The following is a 20,146-nucleotide window of genomic DNA, read 5'->3' on the forward strand; positions in this document are numbered from 1 at the left end:
CCACCCCAATCCGTCGAGACCGCTCGCTCGTACAACCTCCGTCACGACGGACGGAGAAGATCATGAGGCCAAGCAGGATGACCGTGGCAGGGTTCGCACTCGCGTCGGCACTGGCGCTTGCCGGATGCGGAGGTGGCGGCGGGAGCAGCGGCGCCGGGTCCGACAGCCAGGCCAGGGCCGCCATGGACACCTCCAGCATCAAGGTCGCCGACTCGCCGCTCGGCAAGATCCTCGTCGACGGCGGCGGACGTACCCTCTACCTCTTCACGGAGGACGGCAGGAACACCAACTCGATGAACTGCGACGCGGCCTGCGTCAAGCTCTGGCCGCACATGGAAGGCAAGCCGAAGGCGGGCTCCGGCATCGACGCGAGCCTCGTCGGCAGCACCAAGGGTGGGGGAAAACCGCAGGTGACGTATGCCGGGCACCCGCTGTACTACTACGCCGAGGACCGGGCGGCCGGTGATCTCAAGGGACAGGGCATCGACAGGATCTGGTACGTGATGAACGCCCAGGGTGCGGCGGTCAAGAAGGCTGTCCCGGCCTCGAACGGCAGCGGCGGCTACGGATACTGACCTTGCGGCCGGGCCCCGGGTCGGGATCATTGATCCCATGATGGTCGAGTTGCCGACAGACCCGGACGTACTGATCGTCGGGGGAGGGCCTGTCGGGCTCACCGCCCGGGCACTGTTGGAGCGCTGGGGCGTACGCGTCCTGCTGGTCGAGAAACGCCGTGAGCTGTCGCCCTTTCCGCGGTCGCGGCTGGTCAACGTTCGCTCGATGGAGGTGTTCCGGCAGCTCGGGATCGCCGCCGGGATCGCGGACGCGGCGTTCGCGCCGAAGTACGGGCGGATCCGGTTCCGCGACACCCTGTACGACCGTGACTTCGCGTCGGCGGCGATGGTCGGGGTGCATGCGCCCGTCCCCGAGAGCCCCGTGATCGGCGTGGTCACCTCGCAGGACCGACTCGAACCCGAGTTGCTGGCCGCGGCGGAGACGGAGGCGCGGTTCGGGGTCGAGCTCGTCGGGCTGGCCGAGGACACGGACGGGGGTGGGGTTGTCGCCTCGCTGGTCGACCACCGGAGCGGGGCGGGGGCGGTCGTGCGCGCGCGTTACGTCCTTGCCGCCGACGGGGCGAACTCGACGGTGCGGCAACTGCTGGGCATCGGCACCGTCGGCCCGGGCGCGTTGGGAAGCTTCACCACCGTCGTGTTCGACGCCGACCTCAGCCGCTGGGCCGCCGATCAGCCGGCCGGGGTGTACGTCACCGCGCACGGCTCGCTCATCCCGCTGTATCCGGAGGGTGGTTGGGCCTGGTTCGGCGCCACGCCGGGGGACGCCGAGCGCGCCGACTGGGTTGGGCTCGTCACGAAAGCGCTGGGTGCGGGCACCCCCGTAACGGCCGAAGTTCTGCGGGTTCAGCACTGGGCCATGAACGCCTTCGTCGCGGAACGCTTCCGCCACGGCCGGATCCTCCTGGCCGGTGATGCCGCCCACGCGATCCCCATCACCGGCGGTCTGGGCATGAACATCGGCGTCGGCGATGTGCACAACCTCTGCTGGAAGCTGGCGGGGGTCCTGCAAGGCTGGGCAGGGCCAGGCCTGTTGGAGACGTACGAGCCGGAACGCCGGCCCGTGGCCCACGAGACCCTTCGTCAGGCGGTGGCCAACGCCCAGCTGGTGGCCAAGGCACAGACACTCCGCCGCGACCAGCTCCGCAACGGCGAAGCGCCGTCGGCGCCCCTTGAACTCCCTTGGTCGGAGCGGTACTTCGCCCAACTGGGCCTGGTGCTCGGCGTCAACTACCGTTCCACTGCGGTACTCACGGCCAACGGCACGGCATCCGACCGATCCGTCCCACCCGACCGCGGCACCGACTACATCCCCACCACCGCACCCGGCCACCGCCTCCCACACCGCTGGATCGCCCCCGACCGCTCCACGCTCGACACCCTCGGCGAGTGGTTCACGCTGCTCACCCCGGCCCCCGTCCACTGGCAGCAACAGGCCACCCCGGCATGGCCGTTGCGCATCGAGCACCTACCGGCCGAGCACACCGACCCCTACGACCTCGGCCCACACGGAGCACTGCTCGTCCGCCCCGACGGCCACATCGCCGCCCGCTGGCACGACCGCCCACAGAGTGACGCCACGGTCCGGGCCACGCTCGCCGCGATCGCGGACGCGCCGGTCCTCTGATATCCCGGAGGCTCCCGAATCCGCGAATCCCAGAGGCTCCCGAATCCGCGAATCCTAGAGTCCCCAAATCCGCCCACTTCAGACCGCCGACGACGGCCCAGGACCGATCACCGACCACAACCTCCCCCCGGTCACCGTCCTGAGCCGCCGCCCAAGCAACCTCACCCGTGCCAAGACCTCCACAACGCCGCATACGCCCCGTCGGCCGACACCAGCTCCTCATGGCTGCCCAACTCGCTGATCCGCCCGTTCTCCACCACCGCGATGACATCCGCGTCGTGCGCGGTGTGCAGGCGGTGGGCGATGGCGACCACCGTGCGGCCGTCGAGGACGCGGGCCAACGACCGCTCCAGGTGGCGGGCCGCGCGCGGGTCCAGCAGGGACGTCGCCTCGTCCAGCACCAGCGTGTGCGGGTCGGCGAGCACCAGCCGGGCCAGCGCGATCTGCTGGGCCTGCGCCGGAGTGAGCGCCAGTCCGCCCGAGCCGACCTCCGTGGCGAGGCCGTCGTCCAGTGCCCGCGCCCAGCCGTCGGCGTCGACCGCCCCCAGCGCCGCCCACAACTCCGCGTCCACGGCGTCCGTGCGGGCGAGGAGGAGGTTGTCGCGCAGGGAGCCGACGAACACGTGGTGCTCCTGGTTGACCAGTGCCACGTGCGAGCGGACCCGTTCCGCCGGCATCCGGGACAGCTCCGCGCCGCCCAGGGTGATCCGGCCGTCCCGGGGCGCGTAGATGCCCGCCAGCAGCCTGCCCAGCGTGGACTTGCCCGCGCCGGAGGGGCCGACCAGCGCGAGCCGCGTGCCGGGAGCGACTTGGAGGGACACCTTGCGCAGCACGTCCACGCCCTCGCGGTAGCCGAAGTGCACGCGGTCCGCGTGGACGTCCCGCCCGTCGGGCGCCAGGGACTCCTCACCGGCCTCCGGCTCGATGTCCCGCACGCCGACCAGCCGCGCCAATGACACCTGCGCCACCTGCAGTTCGTCGTACCAGCGCAGGATGAGGTTGACCGGATCGACGAGCATCTGCGCGATGAGCGCGCCCGTCGTCAGCTCGCCCACCCCGATCCAGCCGTGCAGCACGAACACCCCGCCGATCATCAGCACCGACGTGAGCACGGTCGCGTGCGTGAGGTTGATGACCGGGAAGAGCACCGACCGCAGCCACAGCGTGTACCGTTCCCACGCCGTCCATTCGGTCACCCGGCGCTCCGAGAGTTCGATCCGGCGCTCGCCGAGGCGGTGGGCCTCGACGGTGCGTCCGGCGTCGACGGTCTCGGCGAGGGCGGCGGCGACGGAGGCGTACCCCGCGGCCTCCGAACGGTACGCGGACGGCGCTCGCTTGAAGTACCAGCGGCAGCCGACCACGAGCAGCGGCACGGCGACCAGCACGGCGGGCGCCAGCGGCGGCACCGTGACGACCAGGCCGCCCATCAGCAGCAGCACCCACACCACACCGATCGCCAGCTGCGGCACGGCCTCGCGCATCGCGTTGGCGAGCCGGTCGATGTCCGTGGTGATACGGGACAGGAGGTCACCCGTGCCCGCGCGCTCCAGAACTCCCGGCGGCAGTCCGACCGATCGCACCAGGAAGTCCTCGCGCAGGTCGGCCAGCATCCGCTCGCCCAGCATCGCCCCGCGCAGCCGTACCTCCCGTACGAACACGGCCTGGACGACCAGGGCGAGCGCGAACAGCGAGACGGTGAGCGGGAGATGGAGCTCCCGCGCGCCGTCCGAGACCCGCTCGACGAGGTCGCCGAGGAGCCACGGCCCGACCAACGAGGCCATCACGGACACGGTGTTGACGGCGATCAGGACCACGAAGGCACGGCGGTGCCGCCGGAACAGCTCGGCCACGTAGGCGCGTACGGTCGCGGGGGCGCCGACGGGCAGGGTGTTCGCCGTCGTCGGTGCCGCCGGGTCGTAGGCCGGTGGCGCGACGCCGATCATGCCGACTCCTCGATCTCTTCCAGTTCCTGCAGTTCTTTGAGTGCTTCGTCTTCTTCGAGTACGGCGTTCATGGCCGACTCCTCCTCGGTCTCCCGGGTCACCACGGCCCGGTACCGGGGGTCGGTGCGCACCAGTTCGCGGTGCACGCCGACCGCCGTGACCTCGCCCTCGTGCACCAGCACGACCCGGTCCGCGCGGTCCAGCAGCAGCGGCGACGAGGTGAACACCACCGTCGTGCGCCCCTGACGCAGTCCGCGCACGCCCTCCGCGATCCGCGCCTCGGTGTGCGAGTCCACGGCGGAGGTCGGCTCGTCCAGGACGAGCACCTCGGGGTCGGTGATCAGCGACCGGGCGAGCGCGAGCCGCTGTCGCTGACCGCCGGACAGTGACCGCCCGCGCTCGGTGATCCGCGTGTCCATCGGGTCCTCGGCGTCCAACGACCCCTGCGCGAGCGCCTCAAGCACGTCCCCGCACTGGGCCGCGGCCAGCGCGTCCTCTGCAGAAACGGCACCCGACGCGGGCACGTCGAGCAGCTCGCGCAGCGAACCCGACAGCAGCACCGGGTCCTTGTCCTGGACGAGAACGGCCGTGCGGGCCGTGTCCAGCGGCAGCTCGTCCAGCGGTACGCCGTCCAGCCGCACGGACGTGCCCTGCTCGGCGGGGTGCCCGCCCAGCCGCTCGGCGAGCAGGCCCGCCGCGTCCGGGTCGCCGCACACCACCGCGGTGAGCCGGCCGGCGGGGGCCAGCAGACCGGTCGCGGGGTCGTACAGATCGCCGCGCGGCACGTCGGCCTCCCGCACGCCCCCGATGTCGGTGGCGCGCTCCAGCGAGAGCACCCGCGCGGCCCGCTTGGCCGAGGGGCGCGAGAAGGAGTACGCCATCGCGATCTCGTGGAAGTGCTGGAGCGGGTAGTTCAGCACCATCACCGAGCTGTAGACCGTGACCAGTTCGCCGACGGTGATGCGGCCCTCTCGGGCGAGATGGACGCCGTACCAGACCACGATGATCATCAGCAGGCCCGGCAGCAGGACCTGCATCGTGGCGATGAGGGACCACATGCGGGCGCTGCGCACCGCTGCCCGGCGGACCTCCTGGGAGGCGCTGCGGTAGCGGTCGAGGAAGAGTTCCTCGCCGCCGATGCCGCGCAGCACGCGCAGGCCGGCGACGGTGTCCGAGGCCAGTTCGGTGGCCCGGCCCGCCTTCTCGCGCTGGAGGTCGGCCCGCCGGGTGGCCTTGGGCAGCAGCGGCAGTACCGCGAGCGCCACCAGGGGCAGGCCGACGGCGACGACCACGCCGAGCGCGGGCTGGTAGAGCAGCAGGGCGACGCAGACCAGCAGGGCGGTGAGGGCCGCCGCGAGGAAGCGGGAGACGGCCTCCACGAACCAGCCGATCTTCTCGACGTCGCCCGTGGAGACGGCCACCACCTCGCCGGCCGCGACCCGCCGCGTGAGCGCCGAGCCCAGCTGTGCCGCCTTGCGGGCGAGCAGTTGCTGGACGCGGGCGGCGGCGGTGATCCAGTTGGTGACGGCGGCGCGGTGCAGGAAGGTGTCGCCCAGCGCGATGCAGAAGGCGGCCAGCGCCAGCAGCCCGCCGGTCAGCGCCAGCCGGGTACCGGAGCGGTCCACCACGGCCTGCACGGCGAGGCCCACGCAGAACGGCAGCGCGGAGACCGCCCCGAAGTGCAGCAGCCCCCAGGCCAGCGCCTTGAACTGCCCGCCCAGCTGATTACGGCCCAGCCACCACAGGAACCGTGGCCCCGAGCGCGCGTCCGGCACGCCCGGATCGGGATACGGAAGGTCTTGAATCTGCATGACGACTGACATCCCAGTGGCTCGTGTCAGGGGGGTGGAGGGATCCGCGTTCGGCGGTAGCAAACCGTGCAAGGTTCGCGTCGCAGCGTGGTCGGAGGCAACCGGTTTTCTCAGCGGCCGTACAGAATGGGCCGATGCGGAGAAACGGTGCACAACGTACGGCGGTCGCGGTGGCGGCCCTGGGAACCCTGCTCGCGGCGCTGTCCGGCTGTGGCGGTGCCGGGCACGGCGGCGCTGGGGAGAACGGGGCCGGCGCCAAGGCGGCGCCCGCACACGCGCGTACCACCGTCCCCGGCGTCGGTGACCGCCTGCATCGGCTGATTCCCGGCGACTCCGGCCAGGTCGTCGCGGTCTACGGCGAAGGCGCGAACTCCCCGGACTCGACGGTCGTGCTGTACACGAAACGCGGCTCCGCCTGGGACCGCACCCGCAGTTGGCCGGCGCACAACGGCAAGAAGGGCTGGACCGCCGACCATCACGAGGGCGACAAACGCAGCCCCGTCGGGGTGTTCACGCTCACCGACGCGGGCGGTGTCCTCGCCGACCCCGGCGCCCGGCTCCCGTACACCCGCGACCCGTCCTTCGCGGCCCCGCGCTGGTGGGCGAAGTCGCACTGGCACGACTTCGACTACGTCATCGCCATCGACTACAACCGCGTCAAGGGCCGTCCGCCGAACGACCCGACCCGCCCCGAGGGCGACGCGAAGGGCGGCGGAATCTGGCTGCACATGGACCACGGCAGCGGTACGTCGGCCTGCGTCAGCCTGTCCAAGCCGGCGATGGAGTACCTGCTGCGCACGCTCGACCCGGACCGGCATCCCGTGGTGGTCATGGGGGACAGGGATGACCTGAAGGCCTAGCGCGGACGGTGGAGACGGCCCGGGCTGATTTACACGGACGCAACACACAGGTTTCCGACGCGATCAACTCGCGCGCGAAAGTGATCGCCACGGAAGCCGCTTTCCGTATCGCAGAAGTCTCCCCGGCTACTGCTGTGTTGACGTCCCCCCTCAAGGAGTGCCCGTGCCGCCGTCCGTCCCCTCTGTCCCGCGACGCGTCGCACACACACTGCGTACCTCGCTGTTCGCGCAGGTCCTCTGCGCGCTCGTGCTCGGCATAGCCGTCGGCAAGCTGTGGCCCGGCGTGGCCACGGACCTTCAGCCGCTCGGCGACGGGTTCACCCGGCTGATCAAGACGATCATCTCGCCGCTCGTCTTCTGCGTGGTGGTCGTAGGCATCGCCAAGGCCGGTGACCTGAAGGCGTTCGGCCGGATCGGGCTCAAGGCGCTGATCTGGTTCGAGGTCGCGAGCACGCTCGCCCTGATCATCGGGCTCGTGGCCGCCAACGTCGTCCAGCCCGGTTCCGGGATGCACGTCGACCCGGCCACGCTGAGCACCAAGGCGGTCGACGAGAAGACGGGCGGCGGCTCGCTGCCCTCGACGACGGAATTCGTCCTGAACGCGCTGCCGACGAGCTTCATCGGCGCCTTCGCCGAGAACTCCCTGCTCCAAGTCCTCGTCCTGGCCTGCCTCGTGGGCGCGGCGCTGCTGCATCTCGGCCACACCAAGGTGCCGCAGGTGCTGCCCGCCATCGAACAGGCCCAGGAGATCATCTTCGCGATCGTCGGCTTCGTCATGCGCCTCGCGCCGATCGCGGTCTTCGGCGCGATGGCCGTCCTGATCGGCCAGTACGGACTCGGTGTCATCGAGACGTACGCGAAGCTGATCATTCTCTGTTACGTCGCCGCCGCGCTGTTCGTCGTGCTGCTGGGCGTGGCTCTGCGCATGGTCACCGGGCTGAGCCTGTGGAAGTTCCTGCGCTACATCCGCGAGGAGATGCTGCTGGCGCTCGGCACGGCGTCGACGGAGTCGGTGATGCCGCGGGTGATGCAGAAGCTTCGGCGAGCCGGTGCGCGTGACGACGCGGTGGGTCTCGTGCTGCCGACGGGGTACTCCTTCAACCTCGACGGTGCGTCGCTCTACCTCTCCATCGGCACGCTGTTCATCGCGCAGGCCGTGGGGGTCGACCTCAGCGTCGGCCAGCAGATCACCGTGGTCCTGGTGCTGATGCTGACCAGCAAGGGCATGGCGGGCATCCCGGGCTCGGCGTTCCTCGCGCTGTCCGCGACGGCGTCCTCGCTGGGGGCGATTCCCGCGGGTGCGGTGGCGTTGTTGCTGGGGGTGGACCGGATCATGGACTCGATGCGGGTGGTGACGAACCTGCTCGGCAACTGTGTCGCCGTGTTCGCGGTGTCCCGGTGGGAGGGGGCGCTGGATCTGGAGCGGGCGAAGAAGGTGCTGGACGGCGAGGCTGTCGTCGAGAACGAGGAGAAGGCGGCGGAGATGTCTGTCGCCCAGTAGCTCGGCGGGTTCTGTTGCGTGGGCGGCTGCGGGTGGTTCGTGGCTGATCGCGCAGTTCCCCGCGCCCCTAAAGACCTAAAGGGGCGCGGGGAACTGCGCGACAAGCCCCCACACACCCGCAGCGCCCACGAACCGTCGTACCCCCTACCCGCAGCGCTTCTCCCGCTCCCCATCCACCAGCGCATCCAACAACCCGCCCAACACCCCCCGCTGCTCCTCACTCAGCGGCGCCAGCATCTCCTCCGCCGCCGCCCGCCGAGCCCCCCGCAGCGCGCGCAGCGCCTTCCGGCCGTCCTCCGTCAGCTCGATCCGGATCACCCGGCGATTCGAAGGATCCGGCACCCGCCGCACCTTGCCGCCCGCCTCCAGGGCGTCGACCAGCGAGGTCACCGCTCGCGGCACCACCTCCAGCCGCTCCGCGAGGTCGGCCATGCGCGGTGGTGAGCTGTAGTGCGCCAGCGTGCGCAGGAGACGGGACTGGGCCGGGGTCACACCCAACCCGCACTGCTCGATGTGCCGCTTCTGGATGCGGTGCACCCGGCGGGTGAACCGCAGCAGCTGCTCCGCGAGCAGGCCGTCGGAATCGGGCGTGGTCATGAGGGAACAATATCAGGAGTTAATTCATTGTGAGCATAGGTAACAGTGAGCTAAGCTCCGTCAGTCTTCGTTCCCTCACCTCCGTAGGAGCCCATTGCACCCCGATCGAGAATCCCGTTGGACACCGTCGGCCGACGCCAAAGAGCAGCCCCGGCAGGTGCGCCGCATCCTGAAGCTCTTCCGTCCCTACCGCGGCCGGCTCGCGGTCGTCGGCCTGCTGGTCGGCGCCTCGTCGCTCGTGTCCGTGGCCACCCCCTTCCTCCTGAAGGCCACCCTCGACACCGCGATCCCGCAGGGCCGCACCGGCCTGCTCAGCCTGCTCGCGCTCGGCATGATCCTCAGCGCCGTCCTGACCAGCGTCTTCGGCGTCCTGCAGACCCTGATCTCGACGACCGTCGGCCAGCGCGTCATGCACGACCTGCGCACCGCGGTCTACGGCCGCCTCCAGCGCATGTCCCTCGCGTTCTTCACCCGCACCCGCACCGGCGAGGTCCAGTCCCGCATCGCCAACGACATCGGCGGCATGCAGGCGACCGTCACCTCCACCGCCACCTCCCTGGTCTCCAACCTGACCAGCGTGGTCGCCACCATCGTCGCGATGATCGCCCTCGACTGGCGCCTGACCGTCGTCTCGCTGCTGCTGCTCCCGCTCTTCGTCTGGATCAGCCGCCGCGTCGGCAACGAACGCAAGAAGATCACCACCCAGCGCCAGAAGCAGATGGCCGCGATGGCCGCCACGGTCACCGAGTCGCTCTCCGTCTCCGGCATCCTGCTCGGCCGCACCATGGGCCGTTCCGACTCGCTGACCAGGGCGTTCGAGGAGGAGTCCGAGGGGCTCGTCGACCTCGAAGTGCGGTCCAACATGGCGGGCCGCTGGCGGATGGCCGTCATCACGATCGTCATGGCCGCCATGCCGGCCGTCATCTACTGGACCGCGGGCATCGCCCTCCAGGCCGGCGGCCCCGACATCTCCATCGGCACGATCGTCGCCTTCGTCTCGCTCCAGCAGGGCCTGTTCCGCCCGGCCGTCAGCCTGCTGTCGACCGGCGTCCAGATCCAGACCTCGCTCGCGCTGTTCCAGCGCATCTTCGAGTACCTCGACCTGCCCATCGACATCACCGAGCGGGACAACCCGGTCCACCTCGACCACATCAAGGGCGAGGTCCGCTTCGAGGACGTCGAGTTCCGTTACGACGACAAGGGCGGGCCCGTCCTCGACGGCATCGACGTCACCGTCCCCGCGGGCAGCAGCCTCGCGGTGGTGGGCCCGACGGGTGCCGGCAAGTCGACCCTCGGCTACCTGGTGCCGCGGCTGTACGACGTCACCGGCGGCCGGGTCACTCTGGACGGCGTCGACGTCCGCGACCTCGACTTCGACACCCTCGCGCGTGCCGTCGGCGTGGTCTCGCAGGAGACGTACCTCTTCCACGCCTCGGTCGCCGAGAACCTGCGCTTCGCCAAGCCGGACGCCACCGACGAGGAACTGCACGCGGCGGCGCGGGCGGCGCAGATCCACGAGCACATCGCGGGGCTGCCCGACGGGTACGACACGGTCGTCGGCGAGCGCGGCCACCGGTTCTCCGGCGGTGAGAAGCAGCGCCTCGCCATCGCCCGCACCATCCTGCGCGACCCGCCGGTGCTGATCCTCGACGAGGCGACCAGCGCCCTGGACACCAGGACCGAGGCCGCCGTCCAGGACGCCATCGACGCCCTGTCCGCCAACCGCACCACGCTCACCATCGCGCACCGGCTGTCCACGGTCCGCGGCGCCGACCAGATCGTGGTCCTCGACTCCGGGCACGTGGCCGAGCGGGGCACGCACGAGGAACTGCTCGACCGGGACGGGCGGTACGCGGCCCTCGTACGCCGGGATGCCCAACTGGAACCGACAAGCTGAAAATATGCCGGCTTTGTGATGGTATGCGGGTTACCGTGCGCTCATGTACCTGAACACTCCGCCACGGAGAACGATTCGACTGACGCGCAGGGGCCGGCTCGTCCTCATCGCGACCGGAGCCGTCGTGGCCGGCACCGCCGTGGCGGTGCCGCTGCTGAGCCTGGAGAACGAGCAGGAGGCCAAGCCCACGGCACTGGTGATCCCGGAGGGCTGGCGTGCGGGGCAGGTCTACGAGGCGGTCGACAAGGCCCTCGCCCTGCCGGCCGGCAGCGCCCGCAAGTCCCTCGCGAAGGCCGCCCTCAAGCTGCCGAGCGACGCCGAGGGCAACCCGGAGGGCTACCTCTTCCCGGCGACGTACCCGCTGGAGCGGAACGGCAAGAAGGCGACGCCCGAGTCACTGCTGGCGTACATGGTCGACACCGCGAACAAGAAGTTCAACGGCGCCCCGGTGGCGGCCGGCGCCCAGCGCAACGCGATGAACGTCTATCAGGCGGTCACCATCGCGAGCATCGTGCAGGCCGAGGCCGCCTCCAAGGCGGACATGGGCAAGGTGGCGCGGGTCGTCTTCAACCGGCTGGAGCGCGGGATGCCGCTGCAGATGGACTCCACCATCAACTACGCCCTGAACCGCGCCACGCTCAAGACGACCGGCGACGACACACGGATCGACAGCCCGTACAACTCGTACCAGCGCATGGGCCTGCCGCCCACGCCGATCGACAATCCCGGCGAGGAGGCTATGCGTGCGGCGATCAGTCCGACGCCGGGCGACTGGCTGTACTTCGTCACGGTCAAGCCGGGCGACACCCGCTTCACCGCGGACTTCGCGGAACACCAGCGCAATGTCGCGGAGTTCAACGCCCGGCAGAAGCCCTCGGCGAAGTAACCGGGCGGGGCGTCACGCGGCCACCGGCTCCTGGGCCGGCAGCCGCCTGATGTCCCGTACGGCCGCGCGTCCGGCCCGGTTGGCGCCGATGGTGCTGGCCGAGGGACCGTAGCCGACGAGGTGTACGCGCGGGTCGGCGACCGAACGGGTGCCCTCGACACGGATCCCGCCGCCCGGCTCGCGCAGCTTCAGCGGCGCGAGGTGGTCGATGGCGGCCCGGAAGCCGGTGGCCCAGAGGATCACGTCGGCGGCGATGTGCCGACTGTGTCGTCCGTCGTTCCACGCCACGCCGTCGGGCGTGATCCGGTCGAAAATGGGCTGCCGGTCGAGGACGCCGTCCGCGATGCCCTGCCGGATCGCGTCGTTGAGCGGCAGCCCGGTGACGGAGACCACGCTCTTCGGCGGCAGGCCCTGCCGTACCCGCTCCTCGACGAGGGCGACGGCGGCCCGGCCGTACTCCTCGGTGAAGGGGCCCTCCCGGAAGACCGGTGGGCGGCGGGTGACCCAGGTAGTGGCGGCCGCGTGTTCGGCGATCTCCAGCAGGTGCTGGGTGCCGGACGCGCCGCCGCCCACCACGACGACCCGCTGCCCGGCGAACGCCTCGGGGCCCGGGTACTGCGCGGTGTGCAACTGCCGTCCACGGAAGGTCTCCTGGCCGGGATAGCGCGGCCAGAACGGCCGGTCCCAGGTGCCGGTCGCGTTGATCAGCGCCCGTGTCGACCAGGTGCCCTCCGAGGTCTCCACGAGCAGCCGCCCGTCCTCGCCCTCGCGCACGGCACGGACGTCGACGGGCCGTCGTACCCGCAGGTCGAAGGTGCGCTCGTACTCCGTGAAGTACTCGGCGATCACCTCGGACGACGGCCGCGCGGGATCGGCTCCCGTCAGTTCCATGCCCGGCAGCGCGTGCATGCCGTGGACCTTGCCGTACGTCAGCGACGGCCAGCGGAACTGCCAGGCTCCGCCCGGGCCGGGGGAGTGGTCCAGCACCACGAAGTCGCGGTCCGGCTCGAAACCGGTGCGGCGCAGGTGATAGGCGCTGGACAGACCGGCCTGACCAGCGCCTATGACGACCACCTCGACCTCGCGCATGTTGTTCACGCTTCTACCAACGGCGTCGAGGCCATGGATCTTCCCGGTCGCTCACCCTTCCGAGGCACGCGCCGCCGTGGTCGAGGGCGGCAGGTCGCCGTTGTAGCGCGTGTCCACGAAGTCGCCGAAGTCGACCTTCTTCGGGATGAGCTTCAACTGCGTGAAGGTGTCGGCGATCTGCTGCTCGGAGGCGATGAGCGGCTTGTCGACGGCGACCGAGATCCGGGTCGCGTTGGTGCGCTTCACCGAGGCCAGCGCCACCTCGTACGGCAGCCCGGTGTCCTTCGCCCAGACCTTGGCCCACTCCTCCTTGTGGCCGTAGACCCAGTCGGTGGCCCGGCGCAGCCGCTCCAGGTAGTCCTTGATCGCGGCGGCCTTCTTCTTGTCCTGCAGCGCGCTCGGCGCCGCCACCTGGAAGGTGAGGCCGTTGGTGACGCCGTCCCCGGTCGTCAGGACGCGGCCCTGCTTGGCCTGGAGGATCTGGGAGGTGTACGGGTCCCACACCGCCCACGCGTCGACCTTGCCGGACGTGAACGCGGCCAGTGCGTCGGCCGGCTGGAGGTACTTGACCTTGACGTCGCTCAGGCTCAGCCCGGCCGCCTTCAGGGAGGCGACCAGCTGGTAGTTGGCGGAGGAGCCCTGCGCCACGGCCACCGACTTGCCCTTGAGGTCCTGGGGCCTGGTCAGCTTCGAGCTGCTGGGGACGAGGATGGCGTCGCCCTTGGAGGTGCCGTGCCAGGCGGCCACCACCGTGATCTTCGAGCCCGCGCCGGCCGCGAAGACCGGCGGGGTGTTGCCGACGCCGCCGATGTCGACGGCCTTGGCGTTCACGGCCTCCAGAAGCGGCGGGCCGGAGGTGAAGGTCGACCACTTGATCTTGTAGTCGAGGTTCTTCAGCTCCCCGGCGGCCCGCAGGATGGCCTCCGAACCGCCCTTCTGGTCACTGACGTTGAGGGTGAGGGAGCCCTTGCCGTCCACCGAACCGCCCGCGTCGGCCGCGGAGTTGCCGCCGCAGGCGGTCAGCAGCAGGGCGAAGGGCAGGAGCAGTGCGGCGGGGACGAGGCGGCGTCGCATGGGGATTCCTTCTGTGGAACTGGCGTGAGAGCAGGGAGAGTTCAGGCGGCTTCGGCGGCGGTGTCGACGCCGAGCCGTTCCAGCAGGCCGGCGCGGAGCTCGGCGAAGCGGGGGGCGGCGATGTCGCGCGGGCGGGCGAGGTCGATCGTCTGCTCGTGCGCGATGACGCCGTCGTCCATCACCAGGACGCGGTCGGCGAGCAGCACGGCCTCCTCGACGTCGTGCGTGACCAGCAGCACCGCGCAGCCGCGCCGCTGCCACAACTCGCCCACCAGCCGCTGGGCCTTGATACGGGTCAGTGCGTCCAGGGCGCCGAACGGCTCGTCGAGCAGCAGCAGATCGGGCTCGCGGACCAACGCCCGTGCCAGCGAGGCGCGTTGGGCCTCGCCGCCGGAGAGGGTCTTGGGCCAGGCGTCGGTGCGGTGGTCCAGGCCCACCTCTTCGAGCGCCTTCTCGGCGACGGCACGCCCGGGCTTGCCGGGCAGGCCGAGCAGGACGTTGCGCCACACCTTCTTCCACGGCATCAGCCGCGGTGCCTGGAAGGCGACGGCCTTGCGGCGCGGGACCAGGACGGTGCCCCGGATGTCGCGGTCGAGTCCGGCCAGGATGCGCAGCAGGGTCGACTTGCCGCAGCCGCTGCGGCCGAGCAGGGCCACGAACTCGCCCGGCCGGACGTCCAGTCGGAGGTCGTCGATGACGGCACGGCCGTCGAAGGAGCGGGTCAGCCCTGCCACGTGTACGGCCTGGAGGGGGCGCACGGCCTCGCCGGCCGTCGCCGGGCTCGGGCTCACCGGCCCGTGAACGTCGGTCGCCATTGCAGCAACAGCCTTTCGAGGGTACGGACGATGAGGTCGGCCAGCAGACCGAGGAAGGCGTAGACGATCAGGCAGACCACGATCACGTCGGTGCGCAGGAAGTCCCGCGCCTGCACCATCAGGAAGCCGATGCCGGCGTCCGCGTTGACCTGCTCGGCGAAGACCAGCGCCAGCCAGGCGATGCCGAGCGAGTAGCGCAGCCCGGTGAGCGCGCCGGGCAGCGCCCCCGGCAGCACGACGTGCCGCACGAGCCCCCAGCGGGAGAGCCCCAGGGACTCCCCGGCCTCGATCAACTGGGCGTCCACGCCCCGGATTCCGGCGTACACGTTGAGGTAGAGCGGGAAGGTCACACCGAGCGTGATGATCGCGATCTTCGGGGCCTCGCCGATGCCGAACCAGATGATGAACAGCGGGATGAGACCCACGAACGGCACGGTCCGCAGCATCTGTACCGGCGCGTCCACGAGATCCTCGCCGACCCTGAACAGGCCCGAGACCAGGGCGAGTCCGGTGCCGATCACCGTGCCGAGCAGCAGTCCGCCGGCCACCCGCTGCAGTGAGGTCCCGATCGCGCCGGGCAGCGAACCGTCGGCGGTCAAGTCCCAGCCGACCTGCGCGATCCGACCGGGCGAGGCGAGCACGTCGGCGGTCAACACGCCGGTGGCGCTGAGGAGTTGCCACAGGACGAGGAGCAGGACGGGCCCGGTGGTGCGGCGCAGCCAGCGGGGGACGCGGGTGCGGCGGGCGGAGGCGGGGACGATGGGGGTGAGGTCGAGGTCGGAGCCGGAGAGGGGCTCGGCCTGGGCGCCCTGTTCGGCACCCTTCGCGTCACCGGCCTCGGCGCCCTCCTGGGATATTTCCGAAATATCGGGTTCGGGAGAGCCGGGCGGGGCATGGCTGATGCTCATGATGCTCCACGAGTGGGGGAGATCGTCCGGAGAGGGGTACGCGCCTCAGCGCCACGGCGTGGGACGACGCGTGTCGGCGACGCGCCTGCCGGTCAGCGGCGGGGAGGGCGATGCGGAAGTGAGGTGGGGAGAAGGCGTCAGCAGCCGCGACAACACGCGGCGGAGGCCACCCGCAGCAGGTCGATGTGACCGCGCGTGGTGAGCAGGGCTGAGCGCAACATGCGGCCGAAAGTAGCCAGCTGGTCGGTGCACGGTCAATGGTGTCTCGCGGAATGGACCGCTCGTATCAACCAGCGGGCGGCCGTTGACGTGCGAATCCCGGCACATGGGTCAGGATGGGCCCATGTCAGATGCCTTCACCACCCGAGTCCTGAACATCGCCACCGGCTCGAACGAGCGGGTCTTCGACCTGACCCGCGACTGCGAGGCCTTCCTGCGCGAGGCGGCCGCCGGCCGCGACGGCCTCCTCAACATCTTCGTCCCGCACGCCACGGCCGGCATCGCCATCATCGAAACGGGCGCCGGCAGCGACGACGACCTCCTCGCCGCACTCCACACCCTCCTCCCCGCCGACGACCGCTGGCAGCACCGCCACGGCAGCCCCGGCCACGGCCGCGACCACGTGCTCCCGGCGTTCGTACCACCGCACGCGACGCTGCCGGTCGTGGGCGGGGGACTGGAGTTGGGGACCTGGCAGTCGGTCTGTCTGGTGGACACGAACAGGGACAATCCGCAGCGAAAGGTGCGCTTGACGTTTCTCGCGGGCTAGAGGTCGAGCTCCAGCACCGGGGACGCGGAGCGGCTCACGCAGATCATCATCGTGGTGGCGGTAGCGCGTTCGGACGGGTCGATCACCGTGTCGCGGTGGTCCGGCGTCCCGGCCGCGACCGGTGTCTCGCAGCTACCGCAGTAGCCCTCCTCGCACGAGTACGGCACGGCCGGCAGCAACTCCCGGACGACGTCCAGCACGGAACGGTCCGCGGGCACGGTCGCACGCAGTCCGGAGCGACACAGCACGACCTCGAACTCCCCTTCTGCGCCTACGACTTCTGCGCCTACGACGTGCGTGTCGTCGTCGCCCGGGGCGAAGCGCTCCGTGTGCGCCGTCCGCGCCGGATCCGCCGCGCGGCACAGGGCCGTCACCGCGTCGAGCATCGGCGTCGGTCCGCAGGCGTAGACCGCGTGACCGGGCGGAGCCGCTGCGATCTCGGCGGCCAGGTCCGGCAGACCCGCCTCGTCCTGCGGCACGAGCAGTACGCGGTTCCCGCCCAACTCCAGGAGTTCGTCGACGTACGCGAGACGCGACCGGTCGCGGGCGCCCAGGACCAGCCGCCAGGGCAGGCCGCGCGCGGTGAGTTCGCGGGCCATCGGGAGCAGCGGCGTGATGCCGATGCCGCCGGCCAGCAGGAGATAGCCCTCCGCGGGGAGCAGGGGGAAGCGGTTGACCGGGCCTGTCACCTCCAACTCCCGTCCCACCAGCGCGGTGTCGTGGATCTCGCGCGAGCCGCCGCGTCCGTCGGGCATCCGGTGCACGGCGACCGTCCACGCGCGGGCGTCCGTCGGGTTCCCGCACAGGGAGTAGGCGCGTCGCAGCCCCGAAGGCAGGACGAGTTCGACGTGGGCCCCCGGCTCCCACACGGGCAGTTCGCCGTCGTCGGGCCGGGTCAGCCGGAGTTCCACGACGTCGCGGGCGACCCAGCGCACCTGCCGGACCAGCAGACGTTCCGTGGACGGTGAGGCATCAGAAGACACGGAAGTACTCCCGTTGTTCCCAGTCGGTGACCTCCTGCTCGAAGCGGGCGATCTCCGCGCGCTTGATGCCGGCGTAGTAGGACACGAAGTCCTTGCCGAGCCGGCTCGCGAGGCTTTCGTCCGCCTCCAACGCGTCCAGGGCCTCGCCGAGCGAGCGCGGCAGCGGCTCGGCGTGGGTGCCGTACGGCTCGTCCGCCGCCGGGCCGGGGTCGAAACCGCCCGCCACCCCGTCCAGCCCGGCGGCGAGCTGGGAGGCGAGGTAGAGGTAGGGATTGGCCGCCGGTTCACCGATGCGGTTCTCCAGCCGTGTCGATGACGGCCCGTCACCCAGGACCCGCACCATCGCTCCGCGGTTGTCACGCCCCCACACCGCACGGTCGGGGGCCAGTGAGAGGGACCGGAAGCGCTTGAAGCCGTTGAGGGTGGGCGTGGAGAACGCGCTGGTGGCCCGTGCGTGCCGCAGCAGCCCGCCGAGGAAGGCGGTCCCGTACGGCGACAGGGGCGGCCGTCCGGACACCGTGCCGTCGGCACCGCCCACCTCTGCTGCCTCCGGGGCGAAGACACCGACGCCGCCCCGCAGCATGCTCTGGTGCAGATGCCAGCCGCTGGAGAACACCCCGGGCAGATGGGGGCGGCACATGAAGGTGGCGTGGTGGCCGTGCCGGGCGGCGACCTGTTTGACGGCGCCGCGCAGGAGCACCATCGCATCGGCCGTGCCGAGCCCGTCGGCGGGCTGGAGGGTCAACTCGACCTGGCTCGGCCCGAATTCGACCTCCAAGCTGCGCAGTGGCAGTCCCAGCCCCTCGATGTTCGCGCGCAGGACGTCGAGGATCGGGTCCAACTCGTCGTACCGCAGCTCGCTGAGGTACTGGTAGCCGTGGTTGAGCATGCCGACCTCGGGAGCGGCACCCGGCTGGCCCGGATCACCGGGGCCCAGGCGCGGATCGGTGAGCCGGAAGAGGTGGAACTCCACTTCCAGGCCGGTGCGGTAGGCCAGCCCGCCGGCCTGCTCCAGCACCGATCGCAGCAGCCCGCGCGTGCACAACGGAACCGGTGCTCCCGTGGTGAACCGCAGATCGCACAGCAGCCAGCCCGTGCCCGGCGACCAGGGCAGCATCCGGAAGGTCAGCGGGTCCGGGATCATCACCATGTCGGCGGCGCCCCGCAGCTCGGGGAGCCCGAGCGGCGTCTCCTTGGTGAAGAGGGGGAAGACGGTGCGCCCCGAGGTGTCCTTGGCGAGGAGCGACGAGGCGATGCCGGTGCCCTCACGCAGCACGTTGGGCAGTTCCCCCACCGTGACGGTCTTGCCGCGCAGCAGTCCGTGCTGGTCGGCGAAGACGAGCCGTACGACCTTCATGTCGCCGCTCTCGGCGCGCTCGCGTATCTCCCCGGCCGCCGCCGTCTGTTCGGGGCTCCACAGGCCGTGGCGCTCGATGAATCCCACGCCGCTCAGCCGTCCGTTCCGACGGGCTGCGCCCAGCTGCTGTCGGCGCGCTGCTTGGCGGTGGCGGCCGCCCAGTGCTCCTGCCAGCCTTCGGTGGGCCCGATGCCGTCGAGCGTGACCGGCCCCTGGACCAGCGCGGCCTCCTCGGGCGGCAGTATCAGGGGCGGGTTCTCACCGCGCTCGACGGCGGAGACGGCCTCGCCGAGCATGCGCCGGTACATCACGATCGCCTTGTCCGAGCGGCCCAGATGCTCGCGCGTACGGTCCTGGACCGCGCCCTGCCCCTCCACCGCCCACTGGTCGTGCACGTTGATGTCGGTGCCGAGTCCGGTGTACGTCGTCGTCCGCTGTTCCTCGGGGTCGTAGCCGTAGTCGTTCGCGCGGCCGAAGCGCGGGCGGTAGTCGGGCAGGGTGACCGCGCCGACCCGCTGCCGCCGCATCTCCGCGCCGTCCACCGGGGCGCCGACGCTGGTGAACAGGGCGTACCAGTAGCAGGAGTCGTCGTCGATCGGCACATGCCACTGGGTGATCGCCGTCTCCGCGTCGAGCGGGATGTGGAAGGCGTGCGGGAACACCTGATGCGTGACGCGGACATGGGTGCGGCTGCCGTCCATCGTGCGGCCCGAGGTGTCCGTGCCGTCCAGGGTGCGCAGGGCGGTGATGCGGATGCCGTACGGGGTGCGCACGGCGTCGATGTCCGGCCGTCCGTACTCACGCAGGATCTTCGTCATCGGCAGGTCCGTGCCCCGGGAGGCGGCCCGGAACTGCTTGCCGTAGCCGTCCTCGGGGTCCTCGTCCTGGAAGAAGCGGTGGAGGTAGGAGGCGTGGGCGGGGTCGATGCCGACCTCCAGGGCCTGGAGCCAGTTGCACTCAAGCAGGCCCTTCCAGGCGAAGGCGTGGTCGGCGGGTGCCCGGAAGCAGTCCAGAGCGGGGAGTTCGGGCGGTTCGCCGGGGCCGAGGTAGCCCCACACGATGCCGTTGATCTCGCGGACCGGGTAACTGGCCAGGCGGACACGGGACTTGAGTGGGCTGCCCGCGGGCTCGGCGGGCGTGTCCAGGCAGCTGCCGTCGCGGCCGAAGAGCCAGCCGTGGAAGCAGCAGCGCAGGCCGCCGTCCTCCAGCCGGCCGAGCGCCAGGTCGGCGCCGCGGTGCGGGCAGCCGCGGTCGACGAGGCCGAGTTCGCCGTCGTCGTCCCGGAACAGGACAAGGGCCTGGCCCATCACCCTGGGCGCCACCAGGGGCCGTACGCCGTCGAGTTCCTCGCTCAGGGCGACGGGCTGCCAGTAGCGGCGCATCCACTCGCCGGCCGGGGTGCCCGGGCCGGTCCGGGTGAGCCGTCGGTTCTCTTCCTCGCGCATCTCAAGCCCTTC

Annotated in this window: 18 protein-coding genes; 7 read left to right on the top strand and 11 right to left on the bottom strand. The window is 71.0% G+C overall.

Annotated features, from left to right (window positions below; all coding sequences use genetic code 11):
* The first annotated feature begins 83 nt into the window (after positions 1–83).
* Positions 84–575, top strand: a complete 492-nt coding sequence (locus tag ABZ848_RS12495) for a hypothetical protein (RefSeq protein ID WP_360829591.1) — start codon at positions 84–86, stop codon at positions 573–575.
* Between the two features lie 37 nt (positions 576–612).
* On the top strand, positions 613–2,199 hold the full coding sequence (locus ABZ848_RS12500; RefSeq protein ID WP_360829594.1) for an FAD-dependent monooxygenase: 1,587 nt from the start codon (positions 613–615) through the stop codon (positions 2,197–2,199).
* Positions 2,200–2,360: 161 nt separating this feature from the next.
* Here ABZ848_RS12500 and ABZ848_RS12505 read toward each other — a convergent pair whose 3' ends face one another.
* Both ABZ848_RS12505 and ABZ848_RS12510 read right to left on the bottom strand, forming a co-directional pair.
* Positions 2,361–4,142: an ABC transporter ATP-binding protein gene (locus ABZ848_RS12505; protein WP_360829597.1), complete on the bottom strand. Its 1,782-nt coding sequence runs from the start codon at positions 4,140–4,142 to the stop codon at positions 2,361–2,363.
* Positions 4,139–5,953, bottom strand: coding sequence for an ABC transporter ATP-binding protein (locus ABZ848_RS12510; protein WP_360829600.1), 1,815 nt, complete (start codon positions 5,951–5,953; stop codon positions 4,139–4,141). The genes ABZ848_RS12505 and ABZ848_RS12510 overlap by 4 nt, the downstream gene beginning before the upstream one ends.
* Before the next feature lie 134 nt (positions 5,954–6,087).
* Between ABZ848_RS12510 and ABZ848_RS12515 the strand changes: the two genes are divergently transcribed.
* Together ABZ848_RS12515 and ABZ848_RS12520 are read left to right on the top strand one after the other, a co-directional pair.
* Positions 6,088–6,813, top strand: coding sequence for a L,D-transpeptidase family protein (locus ABZ848_RS12515; protein WP_360829603.1), 726 nt, complete (start codon positions 6,088–6,090; stop codon positions 6,811–6,813).
* Positions 6,814–6,976: 163 nt separating this feature from the next.
* Positions 6,977–8,314 carry a cation:dicarboxylase symporter family transporter gene (locus ABZ848_RS12520; RefSeq protein ID WP_360829606.1) on the top strand — a complete coding sequence of 446 codons (1,338 nt, stop codon included), beginning with the start codon at positions 6,977–6,979 and terminating at the stop codon, positions 8,312–8,314.
* A gap of 144 nt (positions 8,315–8,458) precedes the next feature.
* On the opposite strand, the gene ABZ848_RS12525 is transcribed toward ABZ848_RS12520, so the two are convergent.
* A complete protein-coding gene (locus ABZ848_RS12525) occupies positions 8,459–8,911 on the bottom strand; it encodes a MarR family transcriptional regulator (protein WP_360829609.1) in 453 nt (150 codons plus the stop codon).
* 94 nt (positions 8,912–9,005) lie between these two features.
* Here ABZ848_RS12525 and ABZ848_RS12530 point away from each other — a divergent pair, with 94 nt between their 5' ends.
* Entirely contained in the window at positions 9,006–10,808 is a 1,803-nt protein-coding gene (locus tag ABZ848_RS12530) for an ABC transporter ATP-binding protein (RefSeq protein WP_360829612.1), read from the top strand.
* Between the two features lie 43 nt (positions 10,809–10,851).
* On the top strand, positions 10,852–11,694 hold the full coding sequence (gene mltG / locus ABZ848_RS12535; RefSeq protein ID WP_360829615.1) for an endolytic transglycosylase MltG: 843 nt from the start codon (positions 10,852–10,854) through the stop codon (positions 11,692–11,694).
* Positions 11,695–11,706: 12 nt separating this feature from the next.
* On the opposite strand, the gene ABZ848_RS12540 is transcribed toward mltG, so the two are convergent.
* From ABZ848_RS12540 to ABZ848_RS12560, 5 genes are all read right to left on the bottom strand, one after another.
* Positions 11,707–12,792 (bottom strand): NAD(P)-binding domain-containing protein, encoded by a 1,086-nt coding sequence (locus ABZ848_RS12540; RefSeq protein ID WP_360829618.1) that lies wholly within the window; start codon positions 12,790–12,792, stop codon positions 11,707–11,709.
* 42 nt (positions 12,793–12,834) lie between these two features.
* A complete protein-coding gene (locus ABZ848_RS12545; RefSeq protein WP_360829620.1) occupies positions 12,835–13,857 on the bottom strand; it encodes an ABC transporter substrate-binding protein in 1,023 nt (340 codons plus the stop codon).
* Between the two features lie 41 nt (positions 13,858–13,898).
* A complete protein-coding gene (locus ABZ848_RS12550; protein ID WP_360829623.1) occupies positions 13,899–14,672 on the bottom strand; it encodes an ABC transporter ATP-binding protein in 774 nt (257 codons plus the stop codon).
* A complete protein-coding gene (locus ABZ848_RS12555) occupies positions 14,645–15,580 on the bottom strand; it encodes an ABC transporter permease (protein ID WP_360829626.1) in 936 nt (311 codons plus the stop codon). Before ABZ848_RS12555 ends, ABZ848_RS12550 begins: the two co-directional genes overlap by 28 nt.
* A 137-nt stretch (positions 15,581–15,717) precedes the next feature.
* The gene (locus ABZ848_RS12560; RefSeq protein WP_343234701.1) at positions 15,718–15,801 is read right to left on the bottom strand and encodes a putative leader peptide; all 84 of its coding nucleotides are present in this window, start codon (positions 15,799–15,801) and stop codon (positions 15,718–15,720) included.
* 122 nt (positions 15,802–15,923) lie between these two features.
* Here ABZ848_RS12560 and ABZ848_RS12565 point away from each other — a divergent pair, with 122 nt between their 5' ends.
* The gene (locus tag ABZ848_RS12565; protein ID WP_360829629.1) at positions 15,924–16,349 is read left to right on the top strand and encodes a YjbQ family protein; all 426 of its coding nucleotides are present in this window, start codon (positions 15,924–15,926) and stop codon (positions 16,347–16,349) included.
* Here the strand turns inward: ABZ848_RS12565 and ABZ848_RS12570 are convergent.
* From ABZ848_RS12570 to ABZ848_RS12580, 3 genes are read right to left on the bottom strand one after another with little or no spacing between them, the layout of a single operon-like run.
* Positions 16,346–17,332 (bottom strand): PDR/VanB family oxidoreductase, encoded by a 987-nt coding sequence (locus ABZ848_RS12570; protein WP_360829632.1) that lies wholly within the window; start codon positions 17,330–17,332, stop codon positions 16,346–16,348. The genes ABZ848_RS12565 and ABZ848_RS12570 overlap by 4 nt on opposite strands.
* Positions 17,322–18,776 carry a glutamine synthetase family protein gene (locus tag ABZ848_RS12575; protein WP_360829635.1) on the bottom strand — a complete coding sequence of 485 codons (1,455 nt, stop codon included), beginning with the start codon at positions 18,774–18,776 and terminating at the stop codon, positions 17,322–17,324. Before ABZ848_RS12575 ends, ABZ848_RS12570 begins: the two co-directional genes overlap by 11 nt.
* A 5-nt stretch (positions 18,777–18,781) precedes the next feature.
* On the bottom strand, positions 18,782–20,134 hold the full coding sequence (locus ABZ848_RS12580) for an aromatic ring-hydroxylating dioxygenase subunit alpha (RefSeq protein WP_360829638.1): 1,353 nt from the start codon (positions 20,132–20,134) through the stop codon (positions 18,782–18,784).
* Positions 20,135–20,146 lie beyond the last annotated feature (12 nt).

It is taken from the genome of Streptomyces sp. NPDC047081 (assembly GCF_040643775.1).
GTDB lineage: Bacteria > Actinomycetota > Actinomycetes > Streptomycetales > Streptomycetaceae > Streptomyces.

Bases quoted from the DNA above. Each gene is read 5' to 3' on its own strand.
- ABZ848_RS12500 (WP_360829594.1), top strand. From the start codon at position 613: ATGATGGTCGAGTTGCCGACAGACCCGGACGTACTGATCGTCGGGGGA.
- ABZ848_RS12505 (WP_360829597.1), bottom strand. From the start codon at position 4,142: ATGATCGGCGTCGCGCCACCGGCCTACGACCCGGCGGCACCGACGACG.
- ABZ848_RS12510 (WP_360829600.1), bottom strand. From the start codon at position 5,953: ATGCAGATTCAAGACCTTCCGTATCCCGATCCGGGCGTGCCGGACGCG.
- ABZ848_RS12515 (WP_360829603.1), top strand. From the start codon at position 6,088: ATGCGGAGAAACGGTGCACAACGTACGGCGGTCGCGGTGGCGGCCCTG.
- ABZ848_RS12525 (WP_360829609.1), bottom strand. From the start codon at position 8,911: ATGACCACGCCCGATTCCGACGGCCTGCTCGCGGAGCAGCTGCTGCGG.
- mltG (WP_360829615.1), top strand. From the start codon at position 10,852: ATGTACCTGAACACTCCGCCACGGAGAACGATTCGACTGACGCGCAGG.
- ABZ848_RS12545 (WP_360829620.1), bottom strand. From the start codon at position 13,857: ATGCGACGCCGCCTCGTCCCCGCCGCACTGCTCCTGCCCTTCGCCCTG.
- ABZ848_RS12550 (WP_360829623.1), bottom strand. From the start codon at position 14,672: ATGGCGACCGACGTTCACGGGCCGGTGAGCCCGAGCCCGGCGACGGCC.
- ABZ848_RS12555 (WP_360829626.1), bottom strand. From the start codon at position 15,580: ATGAGCATCAGCCATGCCCCGCCCGGCTCTCCCGAACCCGATATTTCG.
- ABZ848_RS12560 (WP_343234701.1), bottom strand. From the start codon at position 15,801: ATGTTGCGCTCAGCCCTGCTCACCACGCGCGGTCACATCGACCTGCTG.
- ABZ848_RS12565 (WP_360829629.1), top strand. From the start codon at position 15,924: ATGTCAGATGCCTTCACCACCCGAGTCCTGAACATCGCCACCGGCTCG.
- ABZ848_RS12580 (WP_360829638.1), bottom strand. From the start codon at position 20,134: ATGCGCGAGGAAGAGAACCGACGGCTCACCCGGACCGGCCCGGGCACC.